Origin of the sequence: Pseudoalteromonas sp. c7(2019), from assembly GCF_011378625.1 — a bacterium.
GTDB lineage: Bacteria > Pseudomonadota > Gammaproteobacteria > Enterobacterales > Alteromonadaceae > Pseudoalteromonas > Pseudoalteromonas arctica.
Window position 1 is genome coordinate 61,652 of the sequence record NZ_WTKS01000004.1, and the last position, 14,315, is coordinate 75,966.

At 41.3% G+C, this 14,315-nt stretch carries 10 protein-coding genes; 2 read left to right on the forward strand and 8 right to left on the reverse strand.

What is annotated here, in order from left to right; all coding sequences use genetic code 11:
- Positions 1-56 precede the first annotated feature (56 nt).
- Entirely contained in the window at positions 57-641 is a 585-nt protein-coding gene (locus GQR38_RS05665) for a VTT domain-containing protein (RefSeq protein ID WP_010554604.1), read from the reverse strand.
- A 195-nt stretch (positions 642-836) separates the two neighbouring features.
- On the opposite strand from GQR38_RS05665, the gene GQR38_RS05670 reads away from it, so the two are divergent.
- Positions 837-2,072 carry a TMEM143 family protein gene (locus GQR38_RS05670; protein ID WP_007587190.1) on the forward strand — a complete coding sequence of 412 codons (1,236 nt, stop codon included), beginning with the start codon at positions 837-839 and terminating at the stop codon, positions 2,070-2,072.
- 91 nt (positions 2,073-2,163) lie between these two features.
- On the opposite strand, the gene GQR38_RS05675 is transcribed toward GQR38_RS05670, so the two are convergent.
- The 5 genes from GQR38_RS05675 to GQR38_RS05695 form a co-directional block, all read right to left on the reverse strand.
- The gene (locus GQR38_RS05675; RefSeq protein WP_165722056.1) at positions 2,164-5,304 is read right to left on the reverse strand and encodes a CusA/CzcA family heavy metal efflux RND transporter; all 3,141 of its coding nucleotides are present in this window, start codon (positions 5,302-5,304) and stop codon (positions 2,164-2,166) included.
- Between the two features lie 8 nt (positions 5,305-5,312).
- On the reverse strand, positions 5,313-6,560 hold the full coding sequence (locus tag GQR38_RS05680; RefSeq protein ID WP_165722057.1) for an efflux RND transporter periplasmic adaptor subunit: 1,248 nt from the start codon (positions 6,558-6,560) through the stop codon (positions 5,313-5,315).
- A complete protein-coding gene (locus tag GQR38_RS05685; RefSeq protein ID WP_165722058.1) occupies positions 6,557-7,810 on the reverse strand; it encodes a TolC family protein in 1,254 nt (417 codons plus the stop codon). The genes GQR38_RS05680 and GQR38_RS05685 overlap by 4 nt, the downstream gene beginning before the upstream one ends.
- Before the next feature lie 149 nt (positions 7,811-7,959).
- Positions 7,960-8,280: a hypothetical protein gene (locus GQR38_RS05690; RefSeq protein WP_008135125.1), complete on the reverse strand. Its 321-nt coding sequence runs from the start codon at positions 8,278-8,280 to the stop codon at positions 7,960-7,962.
- Positions 8,281-8,360: 80 nt separating this feature from the next.
- Complete coding sequence (locus GQR38_RS05695; protein ID WP_165722059.1) at positions 8,361-9,179, reverse strand: AraC family transcriptional regulator; 819 nt, start codon at positions 9,177-9,179, stop codon at positions 8,361-8,363.
- Positions 9,180-9,291: 112 nt separating this feature from the next.
- Between GQR38_RS05695 and GQR38_RS05700 the strand changes: the two genes are divergently transcribed.
- On the forward strand, positions 9,292-12,378 hold the full coding sequence (locus GQR38_RS05700; RefSeq protein WP_165722060.1) for a beta-galactosidase: 3,087 nt from the start codon (positions 9,292-9,294) through the stop codon (positions 12,376-12,378).
- 62 nt (positions 12,379-12,440) lie between these two features.
- Here GQR38_RS05700 and GQR38_RS05705 read toward each other — a convergent pair whose 3' ends face one another.
- Together GQR38_RS05705 and GQR38_RS05710 are read right to left on the reverse strand one after the other, a co-directional pair.
- The gene (locus GQR38_RS05705; RefSeq protein WP_101216754.1) at positions 12,441-12,887 is read right to left on the reverse strand and encodes a DoxX family protein; all 447 of its coding nucleotides are present in this window, start codon (positions 12,885-12,887) and stop codon (positions 12,441-12,443) included.
- Positions 12,888-13,104: 217 nt separating this feature from the next.
- Positions 13,105-14,250, reverse strand: a complete 1,146-nt coding sequence (locus tag GQR38_RS05710; protein ID WP_007587207.1) for an iron-containing alcohol dehydrogenase — start codon at positions 14,248-14,250, stop codon at positions 13,105-13,107.
- Between the last annotated feature and the right edge of the window lie 65 nt (positions 14,251-14,315).

The following is a 14,315-nucleotide window of genomic DNA, read 5'->3' on the forward strand; positions in this document are numbered from 1 at the left end:
CACATTACCAAAAAGGCTTATTAGAATAAGGTGGTTAATAACCTTTAATAATGAGCTTAAATCACCAAGCTTAATCCCCAAACTCCTAACACAAGTAACGTTATTAAAACCATTGCCTTAGTTTTGTGTTTACTAATGATTCGCTCAGCTTCATTACCTGCATAATAAACAATAATAGCCAGACCAAAGTAACGAATAGAACGCGCAATACCCGAGGCCAACAAAAACAGCCAAATAGAGTACTTAGTCGCGCCAGCTGCAAGCATCGCTATTTGAAACGGAATAGGCACTATGCCTAGTGTTATTACAAACCAAAAACCTTGATCTTGCATTTGCTGTTTAACGTTTTCAAATTGCTCAGGGCTCGAAAACGTATTAATAATCCAATCGCCAACCGCATCAAATAAATAATAACCCAACGCATAACCAAACAAAGCGCCTACTATGCAGCCCAAGGTCGCCATTAATGCTATAAGCCATAGCTTTTCTCGACGAGCCTGCATAAGAGGCACAAGCACTGCTTCAAGTGGAATAGGAACTATGGTTGACTCTAAAAACGACGCCACTGTAATACCGCTAAGCATATGCTTAGAGTCAATAAAATTACGCGTTTTTTCTTTTAGTTTTTTTTGAATGGCCATAGTAAATCCTTTTCACTTATCAGTAAGAACAAGAGTATTCAATAAGCCAATAATTACACATTTAGGTTAATACACGCTGAAAACAGTGTACTAAATTTACTAGGTCCTACTGCATTAACAAATTAGTAATATCCATAAGAATATTTTATTATGTGCCCATGCAGTTAGATTCCCTATCACAGTAGTTATTAATTTATGCAAAGTGCGCGTTTTATTCCCTTTAGAAAGCAAGATATTGTTGATATGTGTAGCGAAGAGCTTAAAAGCAGTACACAAAAAACATCGTTTAAACAATTTTGCGATTTACTAGCAAGCCTTATTCATTACGATTACCACTCAACACTTGAGTCACTTAAAAACAACTACGCCCCTTTTGATCCCAACAGTGACACGCGATCGTTAGCGCCAGTATCGGCGGATCAAAAAGCGCAGTGCCAACATGAGTTTGCTAAAGATTTTGCTAAGGTGCTTAATGCCGCTAATTTTGAAGTGATCACCAATGAAGACTTACAAGATGCATTAAACGAAGAGTCACTATTTAAGGTGCGCCTTGAAGTTGAATTTGACGACTTTGAAGAAGTGGTTTTTTATCGCCGTGGCGAGTCGCAACTCACTGAAACCATTACCAGCTTTTGGGGCTTGCGTAAAAAGCCGCTGCACTTTACTAATTACGACCGTGTTGCCGTGTTTATTCGCTTTAAAGACAGCGCTTATTTTGAAACTAAAAATAAAACGCCAATGGGATTTGAGCCAAGCTCAACCATAGTAAAGCTGTTTCAAAATGTGCCAAAGGCCGATCTCGAAATGCTATTTCCTAATAGCGAAGTACGCATGCGCCCTATTGATAAAGCAATTATTGGCTCATCGGCTTTAGTTGGCGGTGCAGTGGTACTTATAACTAAACTTGGCGCATCAATCGTATTATTGCTTGCTTTGTTTGCTTTTTGGGGTGGTTTTAGAAGTGAAGCTGTAGAAATGACCCAACAACATTTTATTACCTTTGCTATTGGCATGGGAGTATTTGGCAGCTTTATTTTTAAAGAATGGAGTAAGTTTAAAAACCGTAAAATTAAATTTATGAAAGCGCTTAGCGATAACCTCTACTTTAAAAACCTTGATAATAACGCGGGTGTTTTTCACACGCTTATTGACGCTGCCGAAGAAGAAGACATAAAAGAAGCCCTGCTTGCGTATACCTTTTTACTAAAATCAGAAAGCGGCTTAACCGCCCAAACGCTTGATGAACAAATAGAGCATTGGTTTAAAAGCAAATACCAGTGCGATCTTGATTTTGAAATTAGCGACGCACTTGAAAAGCTGGTACGTATGCGTTTGGTAACGTGCACTAGTGATGTGTATAGCGCAATAAATTTAGAACACGCAAAAACGATATTAGATGAGCGTTGGGATAATCTGTTTCAATATAATTAATGTAGTATTTTTGCTAAATAATACCCAAATAAAAAAGCAGCTGTAAGTACAGCTGCTTTTTTTATTACATTATCAATAGCTAGTATTTAAACTAATTCAGCTTCTGCTTTTTAGTAAATTTAGAATGTACTAACTTATAAAGCGCGGGCAAAATTAACAGTGTTAGTAGAGTTGATGAAATAATCCCGCCAACCACTACTGTCGCGAGAGGTTTTTGCATTTCAGAACCCGTTCCCGAATTAAGCGCCATAGGTATAAAGCCTAAACTTGCCACCAGCGCAGTCATCAATACTGGGCGCAGGCGCTGTAATGCACCGCTGTGAATTGCATCAAACAAGCTTAAACCATCGCTTCGTAATTGCTTAATAAACGACAGCATAACCACGCCGTTTAATACCGCGACACCGCTTAGGGCAATAAAGCCGACACCCGCTGATATTGAAAGCGGCATATCGCGCAGCAATAACGCAAGCACACCACCCGTTAATGCCAGTGGCACACCACTAAATATAATCAATGAATCACGAAGCGATCCAAAGGCGCTATACAGTAAGCCAAATATAAGCAGTAAAGTGACCGGCACAACCAACGACAATCGCTTACTTGCCGATTGTAGCTGCTCAAACGTGCCGCCGTATTCAAGCCAATAGCCACTTGGTAAATTAAGTGATTCATTCATGCTCGCTTGCGCATCACTTACAAAGCTTGCTAAATCGCGCCCCTCTACATTGGCAGTTACTACGACGTTGCGCTTACCACTTTCGCGGTTTATTTGATTAGGCCCTTTTTCAATGCTGATTGTTGCTACTTCGCCAAGCGGTACAAATGCAAGTTCTGGGTTACTATCTTTAGGTAAAGCAACTGGCAAACGAGCAAGTGCTGATACATCGCTAGACCAACGCTTATCAAGGCGCACTAATAACGAAAAACGTTTATCACCTTCGTAAATTAGTCCGGTTTGCACACCACCAACAGCGGCGGCAAGTGTTTGTTGAATATCGTTTACACTTAAACCCAATAACGCCATATGGTCGCGCATTGGTGTTACCGAAAGTGTTGGCAATCCTTCCATTTGCTCCAAACGTACATCGGTAGCGCCTGCAATATTACGCATTAGCCCTGTGGCTTTTTCGCCAAACTCTTTAAGTACGCTTAAGTCGTCACCATAAATACGCAGTGCCACATCGGCGCGCACGCCAGCAATTAACTCGTTAAAGCGCATTTCTATTGGTTGTGTAAATTCGTAATTATTACCCGGTACATCGTTAACACGGGTACGAATTTGCTGAACCAATTCTGCTTTAGTAAGTGCTGGATTAGGCCACTCATCTTGCGGTTTGAGTATTAAAAAGGTGTCGGCCACATTAGGCGGCATAGGATCGCTTGCTACATCGGCAGTACCAATTTTTGAAAATACGTTAGCAACCTCAGGCTGATCTAATATGGCTTGCTCAAGCTCTTTTTGCATTTGCACAGATTGCTCAATACCGGTGCCAGTAATGCGCAGCGCGTGCATAGCAATATCGCCCTCATCAAGTTTTGGTAAAAATTCTGCGCCCATGTTTTTAACTTTAAAACCAAGCACCAATACTAATGCAGTGGCTATACCCACCATCAACCACGGTAATTTAAGCGATATACCAAGTAATGGCTTATACACTTTTTTAACGCCGCGCATGACTGCGTTTTCGGTTTCATCAACCTTACCGCGAACAAACACTGCAATAGCAGCCGGTACAAATGTAACGCCAAATATAAGCGCGCCAATTAACGCCGCAACTACAGTAAACGCCATTGGCTGAAACATTTTGCCTTCAACGCCGCTTAGTGCAAATAAAGGTAAGTAAACCAGCATAATAATAACAATGCCAAATACAGCCGGTGTAAATACTTCTTTGGTGGCTGCGGTCACTACATTTAAACGCTCGTTTAAAGTAAGTAGCCTGCCATGTTTATGCTGAGCTACACCGAGTTGGCGCAGGCAGTTTTCAACTACAATTACAGCACCATCAACAATTAAACCAAAGTCGATTGCGCCTAAACTCATTAGGTTACCCGATACGCGATTACCTACCATACCTGTAACGGCAAACAACATACTCAACGGAATAACCATTGCCGTAATAAGCGCGCCCGTTACATTACCCAGCAGTAATAGCAAAATTACTATCACTAAAATGGCACCTTCAAATAAGTTGGTTTGCACGGTTGCTATGGTTTTATCAACAAGAGTAGTACGGTCGTAAACTGCCTCAACAATAACGCCAGCGGGTAAGCTTTTTTGCACATCAATTAACTTATCAGCCATAGCTTTTGCCACTACGCGGCTGTTTTCGCCAATTAGCATCATGGCGGTGCCGAGCACGGTTTCTTCGCCGTTATAAGTGGCCGCGCCAGTTCTAAGCTCTTTGCCTAAAAGCACGTTAGCCACATCTTTAATGCGTACAGGTGCATCGTCGCGCTTAGCTATAACGGTATTGGCTATGTCATCAATGGTTTTTAACTGCCCTGGCGAGCGTACTAAATATTGCCCATCAAAACGCTCAATATAGCCTGCGCCTCGGTTACTGTTATTAACCTCAAGTGCACTAATTACATCGCTAATAGTAAGCTTATAGGCAATGAGTTTTTCGGGTACTGGCGCTACTTGGTATTGGCGCTCAAAACCACCTTGGCTGTTTATTTCGGTTACGCCTTTTACTTTTAAAAGCTGCGGACGAATAACCCAATCTTGCAAAGTACGTAAGTCTTCGGCGTTGTAGGCGGTGCCATCTTCTTTTAACGCATTAGGCGCGGCGTGCACACTGTAAGTAAATATTTCGCCTAAACCACTGGCAATAGGACCCAAGTTTGGCTCTACGTTATTAGGTAAGTCGGAGCGAATACTTTGAATACGCTCACCAATTTGCTGACGCGCCCAATAAATATCGGTGCCTTCATTAAAAATAACCGTTACTTGTGAAAGCCCATAACGCGAAAGCGAACGGGTGTAGTCAAGCTTAGGTATGCCCGCCATGGCGGTTTCTACCAAATAGGTAATGCGTTGCTCTACCTCTAATGGCGTAAAGCCCTGCGCTTTGGTATTAATTTGCACTTGTACGTTTGTTATATCGGGTACTGCGTCTACTGCTAAATTTTGAATGTTGTATACACCAAATCCAGCAAATAAAAATGTAAGCGCAAGCACCAGCATGCGGCGTTTAACCGCAAAAGAAACTATCCAATTAATCATGGTGCCTCCTAGTGAGCGTGGCTTGCGCCGCTTTTTAAAATATCAGCTTTAATGACATAACTATTGTCTGTTACGTATTCGCTACCTGCGTTTAAGCCTGTAAGTACTTCTACCCACTCGCTATTTTTTGCACCTAAGGTAACGGGACGCACTTCAAATACATTATTTTTACGAACAAACACACTGGGTTGACCGTTAAATTCTTGAATTGCTTGTGGCTTAACACGCACGCTGGCATTTATTTTAGCCACACTTACATCGCTATTTATATGCATGCCTGGGCGCCAATGCCCGTCTGGGTTATTAAGCTCTATACGGGCACGCGCTATGTGCCCGCCAGTCATCATTGGGGCTATAAAAAACACTTTGCCTTGCGTATTTAAATGGTGATGTAAGTCGTACACCTTAGCGCTTTGACCAATGGCTAGTTTTTCAATATTTTCAGGAAAAGCAGATAACTCAACCCATACTTTATTAAGGTTAACTACCTGCATCAGTGCGCTGGTGCTTGCAAGCTCGCCACGCTTTAAGTATTGCTCGGTTACAACGCCGCTAATAGGGCTTTTAATAGGGTAGTTTTGCAGTGTTTCACGGTTGGTTACATTGGCAAGTACTTCGCCTTTTTTAACGTTTTGACCAATGCTTACAAAAATATCACTGATCAATCCGGCATACGGCGCCATTACTTCTACCGTGCCATGTTGTGTTGGTGCAATAACGCCAAAAAGCGTATCGGTAATATCCACTTCACCACTTTGCGCTATCTCGGTTTTAATGCCTGCGCGCTCAATAGCTCGCTCTGTTAACGTGGTACGGCCTTCGTGTTGGTCGTATTCATAGCTAATGCTCTCGCCTTTATAATTAGCAGTAACGGTAAGTGCAAACGAATGCGGTTCGTTAATTGATTGCGTGCTAACAAGGTAGTCGCCCTCAGCTGCAAACTGTATATTTTGCGGGGCTTCAACTAAGCGCTTTAAACTCATTGTTATGTTTAAGTCGTTTATATTAATCGATTTATTTTGCTTATAGCCGTATACACGTAGCTCAACATTACCTGCAAATTCTTGCAATTTAAGCTCAAGGGTTAATTTAGGGTCAGTTAATAAAAAGCCGCCGTGTGGACCTTGTTTTTTCTCGTGTTGCTCTGTTTCTTTATGACCTGACTCGTCATGCTCAGCAGAGGCAAATACACCTGTGCTTACAAAGCTGCTGGCAAACGAAAGTGATACTAATAATGCGATTATATTTTTATTCATGATTGATGAGTCTCAATTAAAGATTGGCCTGTTAAACGCTCAAGAGTAAGTAGCACTTGGTACAGCTCTGCGTGAGTGGTAATAAGTGTGCGTTTAGAATCAAAAAGTGCTTGTTGAGCATCAAGCAATTGCAACACCGATATTTGTCCGCGTTGATAACTTTTTAAGCTTTGCTCGATCAATGTTTGTGCCTGAGGAATAATTTGATCAGATAATAGCTTCGCCTGATTAGCTCGACCTTGATAATAAGCGTACAAAGTACGTACTTGCTGGCGTAGCTGGATGCGCAATTGCCCTTGCTGCTCATTTAAAAGCATGAGCTGACTATTTGCAGCTGCAATATTTCCGCTATTTGAATTACTTAATTGCAGTGGCATAGAAAACGAAAACACTAATGAGCTGGAGTCGCTTTGTTGGTTATAGCGCACGCCTCCCCCTACATTAATATCGCTTTGTCCGTTTGCTTTTTGCAGTGTTAAATTAGCTGTTTGCTGTAAATATTGCTGTTGTAATAATGCAAATTCAGGGGCTTGGTTAACCGCATCTAAAAGTGCTTGCGCTGATTTAAGCGCAGTAATTACATTAATATTGCCAGCAAAAGTATCGTAGGGTTGCTCCTCACTCCACAGCTCGTTAAGCGATAAACTTGCTCGCTCAAATTCACTATTAAGCATGGCTTTATTAAGCTCTACTTGGCTAAGTGCATAACGCATGCGCGTTACATCAGCTTGCGACGCAGCACCCGCATTGGCTCTTTGTTCAATCGCTTTAAGCGCTTGGATAACGACCTGTTTACGCTCGTTGTTTAAACTTAATAATGTTTGAAATTTAAGCCCTTGGTAGTATCGCTCAGCAGTGGTTGCTAATAAGGCTAAACGGGTATTTTGATACTGTATTGCTTGAGCTTTAATATTGGCGGTTGCGTAATTAATACGGCTTTGGCGCTTATCGCCCAGCTCTATTAGTTGGCTAAGCCCAAGTGTTATTTCAGCGCCTTGAATGCCACGCGCCTTGTTTGTACCCAGTAAGTTTTCAGCTTCAACATTCAATACAGGATTAGGCGAAAGTGCAGCTTGTGATTTAAGCGCACTCAATATTTTTTGATGATACGGGTAGCGTTTTAATACCAGATTTTGTTGTTCGGTATTACTCAGTGCCTGCTTAAGGGTTAATGTTTTAACATTCGCCCAAGTACTAAAAGCAGGTAGCGCGCACATTAGCGCCACCAGCATAATTGGTTTTTTATTCATATAGCGTGTCCGTTTTTTAACAAACAGAGTTAACTTAATCACTACGCCTATTTTAAAAACAAGCGCGATCAAGCAACCTAAATATGTAAATAACTAGCCTAATAGCGCACAAGCGCAGGCAGTTTTTACAAAGTATTTAAAATTAAAAGCTAGCTATAAAAATTTGGTGGCGGTACATCTGGCGGGTAATTTAACCCGTTATAGCACGCAGGCGAAGTTGCTTTACTTTGCTCTGGACTTATTGAATGGCTAGAGGTGCTGTTGTAGCCACAATGGCAATGTTGGTGGGCATGAATCTCGGTAGTTGATGTCTTATCGCTTTGGTTATCATCGGCTGTGGAGTCGCCTTGCGATAACGAACTGGTTACGTGATCAACGTCTTCTTGCAAATGATACGCAGCACCATCACAGCTAATAAAGCTATGTACAAGCACTAATAATATCACTATTAAAAAACGGTTTGAGCGCATTACCTACCTAAAACTCTAAAATGCAATTTAAGAAATCGCACAATACCTTAAATTTATTCAAATGTAGAGAGCCGCTAACGTTATTTTCTAAATTCGCTTGGCGACACACCTACCGACTTCTTAAAACGTTTGGAAAAATTAAAAATATTAGAGTACCCCACATAACTTGCCACATGCGAAATTGGCCAAGCCGTGTTTAACAGTAAGTTTTTAGCTCGCTCAATGCGTAAATAAATAAGTTGTTGTATTGGGCTTTTACCAAATTGGGCTTGGCATAAACGGTGTAAATGCGGCGATGAATAATGCACATGTTCGCACATTACCTCTATTGTCCAATCAAACTGCAAGCGCTTGTCTACCTCTTCAAACAGACTAATTAAACGGTTATGCGCCGCACCCTGTGAGTTATTTTGCAGCGTAGCATTTAAGTAATGACTTAAAATAGGCGTTACGCTTTCGCGTAAATTAGCATTAGGCTCGCTGTATAAAAGCTCCATAGCAAGGTGTAACGGTTCAAGTTTTTGCTCGGTTAGTACCAGTGCTTGCGCTAAGTTTAAATGCTGCCAACGTTTAGTATTTGCAAGGTTTAACCAAATAACATCCCAATGTTCAGCATCAATTTTCACTTCAAAGCTTTGCTTTGTTGGTAGCACAATAAGTGTATTGGCATTAAGTGTATACTGCTCATTTTGTGTTGTTAATTTACCCTGCCCTGCAAGCGTATAAAAAAGTGTATGTTCTAGCGGTGCTGAGCGTGCTACGCAATAACGACCCGATAGGTTTGAGCAACCCGCAAGTGCTATTTCAAGGTTTGCCATTTGCGCGAGCGTTTGTGAATCAATAAAGCGCTCTATACAACGCGGACCAATATCGAGTATGTCTTTAATATTATAGCGCATAATTACAATGATAGTTTTGGACAAATAAAGGAGAGCTTTAAGCATAACCCCTGCGATTATTTTTAGCTATATTTAGCGCATTATAATTGCCCGCTTATGCAATAGGATAAACATGACCTCTTTACAGCACATAATTAATCGCCGAGATTGGGAAAACCCAATTTCAGTACAAGTTAATCAAGTAAAAGCGCACAGCCCACTCAATGGTTTTAAAAGCGTTGAACATGCTCGCACCAATACACAGCCACAAAAACAGTGTTTAAATGGGCAATGGGACTTTAAATTATTTGATAAACCCGAAGCGGTTGATGAGCCATTGCTAAGTGAAACACTAAACAGCAACTGGCAAAGTATTACAGTGCCTTCTAACTGGCAATTACACGGCTTTGATAAACCTATTTACTGTAATGTTAAGTACCCATTTGCAGTTAACCCGCCTTTTGTACCAAGCGACAACCCTACAGGCTGTTACCGCACTGAATTTAATATAAGCGAAAGTCAGCTAACTCAGCGTAATCATATTATTTTTGAAGGCGTTAACTCGGCGTTTCACCTGTGGTGTAACGGACAGTGGGTGGGTTATTCACAAGATAGCCGTTTACCGAGCGAGTTTGATTTAAGCGAACTGTTAGTTGCAGGCACTAACCGTATTGCCGTTATGGTTATTCGTTGGAGCGATGGCAGTTATTTAGAAGATCAGGACATGTGGTGGCTAAGCGGTATTTTTCGCGATGTTAACTTACTTACAAAACCACAAAACCAAATACGTGATGTGTTTATAACCCCCGATTTAGACGCTTGCTATCGCGATGCAGCACTACATATAAAAACGGCGATTAATGCGCCGAATAACTACCAAGTAGCAGTGCAAATTTTTGATGATAAAACACCACTATGTGAGCCACAAATTCAAAGTACTAACAATAAACGTGTTGATGAAAAAGGTGGCTGGAGCGATGTTGTATTTCAAACAATTGATATACAAAGCCCTAAAAAATGGACCGCCGAAACCCCGTACTTATACCGCTGCGTTGTAAGTCTGCTTGATGAGCATGGCAATACCGTCGATGTTGAAGCCTACGACATTGGCTTTAGAAAAGTAGAAATGCTTAACGGGCAACTGTGTGTAAACGGCAAGCCGCTACTTATTCGCGGTGTTAACCGCCACGAACACCACCCAGAAAACGGTCATGCAGTTACTACCGCCGATATGATTGAAGATATTAAGCTGATGAAGCAAAATAACTTTAACGCCGTGCGTACTGCTCACTACCCTAATCATCCCCGTTTTTATGAGCTATGTGACCAGCTAGGTTTATACGTAGTTGATGAAGCAAATATAGAAACCCATGGCATGTTTCCTATGGGGCGTTTAGCTAGCGATCCGCAGTGGGCTGGTGCATTTATGTCGCGTTATACGCAAATGGTTGAGCGCGATAAAAACCACGCCTCTATTATTATTTGGTCACTGGGTAACGAATGCGGGCACGGTGCCAACCACGATGCGATGTACGGATGGTCAAAAAGCTTTGACCCCTCTCGCCCAGTGCAATACGAAGGCGGCGGCGCAAATACAACGGCTACCGACATTATTTGTCCAATGTACGCCCGTGTAGATACCGATATTAAAGACGATGCGGTACCTAAATACTCTATTAAAAAGTGGCTAAGCCTACCGGGTGAAACTCGCCCACTTATTTTATGTGAATACGCTCACGCAATGGGTAACAGCCTAGGTAGCTTTGACGATTACTGGCAAGCATTTAGAGAATACCCGCGTTTGCAAGGCGGCTTTATTTGGGATTGGGTAGATCAAGGTTTATCTAAAACAGACGAAAACGGTGAGCATTACTGGGCTTACGGTGGCGACTTTGGTGATGAACTAAATGACCGACAGTTTTGTATAAACGGCTTATTGTTCCCAGACCGAACACCGCACCCTAGCCTGTTTGAAGCTAAATACAGCCAGCAACATTTACAATTTACATTGCGTGAGCAAAATCAAAACCAATACACCATTGATGTATTTAGCGATTACGTATTTAGACATACCGATAACGAAAAGCTTATTTGGCAGTTAATGCAAAATGGCATCTGTGTTGAGCAAGGCGAGCATGTACTTAATATTGCTCCGCAAAGTACACACACGTTAACTATTAAAACTGAAACAGCGTTTGAGCAAGGTGCGCAATATTACCTTAATTTAGATGTAGCATTAGTTAACGACTCACACTTTGCAAACGCTAATCACGTTATGGATTCAGAGCAGTTTAAGCTTATAAATAGTAACAATTTAAGCAGTAAGTTATTTGTATCATCATCTGAGCAAAACGCTATAAGTGTTAGCGAAACCGACTCTCAACTAAGTATTGAAAACGATAAATTTAAACTGATTTTTAATCAACAATCAGGGCTTATAGAGCAGTGGTTACAAAACGATACTCAGGTTATTAGTAGCCCACTGGTTGATAACTTTTATCGTGCCCCACTTGATAACGACATTGGTGTAAGCGAAGTAGACAATCTAGACCCCAATGCATGGGAGGCTCGTTGGTTGCGTGCAGGTATAGGGCAATGGCAGCGCACATGCAGCTCAATTCACGCAGTGCAATCAAGCGTTGATGTACGTATTACTTGTGTATTTAATTACGAATTTAATGGCGTGCTACAGGCTCAAACACAGTGGCTATATACACTAAATAATACCGGCAATATTAGCTTAAACATTGACGTGCACTTAAACGACACTCTGCCGCCAATGCCGCGTATAGGGCTAAGTACAACGCTTAACAAGCAAAGCGATACAAAAATAAACTGGCTAGGTTTAGGGCCTTTTGAAAACTACCCAGATCGCAAAGCCGCAGCACGTTTAGGTTATTACAGCTTGAGCTTAAATGAGCTACATACACCGTATATATTTCCAACTGATAATGGCCTGCGTAGCGATTGCCAATTGCTGAGTATTAATAACTTAACTGTAACTGGCGCGTTTTTGTTTGCAGCCAGCGAGTATTCGCAAAGTACGCTAACGCAAGCAAAACACACTAACGAACTAATTGCTGATGATTGCGTACATGTACACATTGATCATCAGCATATGGGTGTAGGTGGCGATGATTCGTGGAGCCCAAGTACTCATAAAGAGTATTTACTTGAGCAAAAGCAGTACAGCTATTCTTTAACTTTTTCAGCTAAATAATTTAGTAGTTAACCTACAAAAATAGCGGCCAAATTGGCCGCTATTTTTCTAATTAAAAAACTCTATTTTTTAGCGAGTTTTTTAGCTAATACGTTATCAAGCGAAAAGCTTCCCGCTCCTTGAATTGCTAAAACTACAGTTACTACAAGTAACGTTAATGCGTATTCATAGCCATTGTTTGCCATAAATAAGCCATTACTAATATGTACGCTAAAAATAGCAATCATCATAGTAAAGCCGGCAACTACAGCAGCTGGGCGAGTTAACAAACCAATTGCTAATGCAATGCCACCAAAAAACTCAGCGCTACCTGCCATCATTGCTAACCAATAGCCAGGCTCTAAACCAATACTTGCCATCCATTGACCTGTACCTTCAAGCCCGTAACCGCCAAACCAAGCAAATAGTTTTTGTGCACCATGCGCCGCTAAAATAAGGCCAACTGGTACTCGTAAAATTAATGCTGCTACGCCTGCTTTTGAGCTAAGTAATGTGTTTAGTAATTTCATGAGTTTAGTCCTGTTTTAATTTATTTAATCGTTAGATTTTTTCTAACCGTTGAGCACAGTTTACTATCATCATTAAAAAACATTAATACAGACTTTATTGGTTAATTAGCAACGCAGTATTTATAATAAACCATAAAAAAACCGCCAACCTAAAGGTTGACGGTTTTTTATTAACGCTAAAACTTAGTATATTTAAGTAAGCGCTTAGCTTTGAAAATTAAGCAACTGCTTGCTCTAAAATTTCGCGGCTTTCTTTAAGCGTAATAGCTTGGTTTTCACCAAGTGCTAGCATGCCGTGTGCTTCAAGTTTGCCAATAATATTGTCAATAGCAGCGGCTTTATCATCGCCATGTTCAGTAAGCTGGGTCGCTACGTCAAGGCTGTGGTAAAACGCTTCGATTGCTAAAATTGTTTTCTCAGCTAAATCGTCAGATTGCTCAAGACCAAATACGTTTTTACCCATTTGCTCTAGTTTTGCTTTTTTAACTGCAAATTGGTTGCGTAGTAAAGAAGGCTGAACAATAGCAAGTGAACGAGCATGATCAACGCCGTAAGCAGCTGTAAGCTCGTGGCCAATCATGTGTGTTGCCCAATCTTGCGATACACCAGAACCAATTAAACCATTAAGAGCTTGGTTAGCTGCCCACATAAGGTTTGCACGCCATGCGTCGTCTTGGTTTTCAAAGTTATCGCCCAGTGTTTTAAGCGTTCTTAAAAGTGCCTCTGCGTAACCTTCTTGAACCAATGCTGTTTCAGGGAATGTTAGGTACTGCTCACAGGTATGTACCCATGCATCTACTAATCCATTCACAAGTTGGCGCTGTGGTAATGTTTTCATTACATCAGGGTCCATAATCGCAAATTTAGGAAGTACTTCTGGTGATGCAAACGGTAGTTTTTGCTTTGTTGCTTCTTTGCTCACAACTGAGTTTTGGTTAGACTCTGAACCCGTTGCAGGCAATGTTAATATTGCACCAATTGGTAATGCGCTAGTAATAGTGTGCTTACCAGTAGGAATATCCCAACCTTCGCCATCATAAACTGCAGATGCTGCAATGTATTTAACGCCGTCGATTACTGAACCGCCGCCTACACCTAGTACAAAGTCGATACCTTGTTCTTTACAAATTTTTACTGCTTGGTCTAGTACTTCTATAGTTGGGTTAGCGCCAACACCCGAAAACTCAACCCAGTCAAAGCCTTCAAGTGCTGCTGCAACTTGGTCGTACACGCCGTTCTTTTTAATTGAACCGCCGCCGTACACTACAAGTACTTTTTGATCCTTTGCGATCAAATCAGTTAGTGAGGCAATTTGTTCTTGGCCGAACTGGATAAGTGTTGGGTTTACGTAGCTAAATTTCATTATTTTGCTCCTAGGTGACGGTTAAATACTAAATATAATGCTTAGTTACTAACTAAGCTAAACTT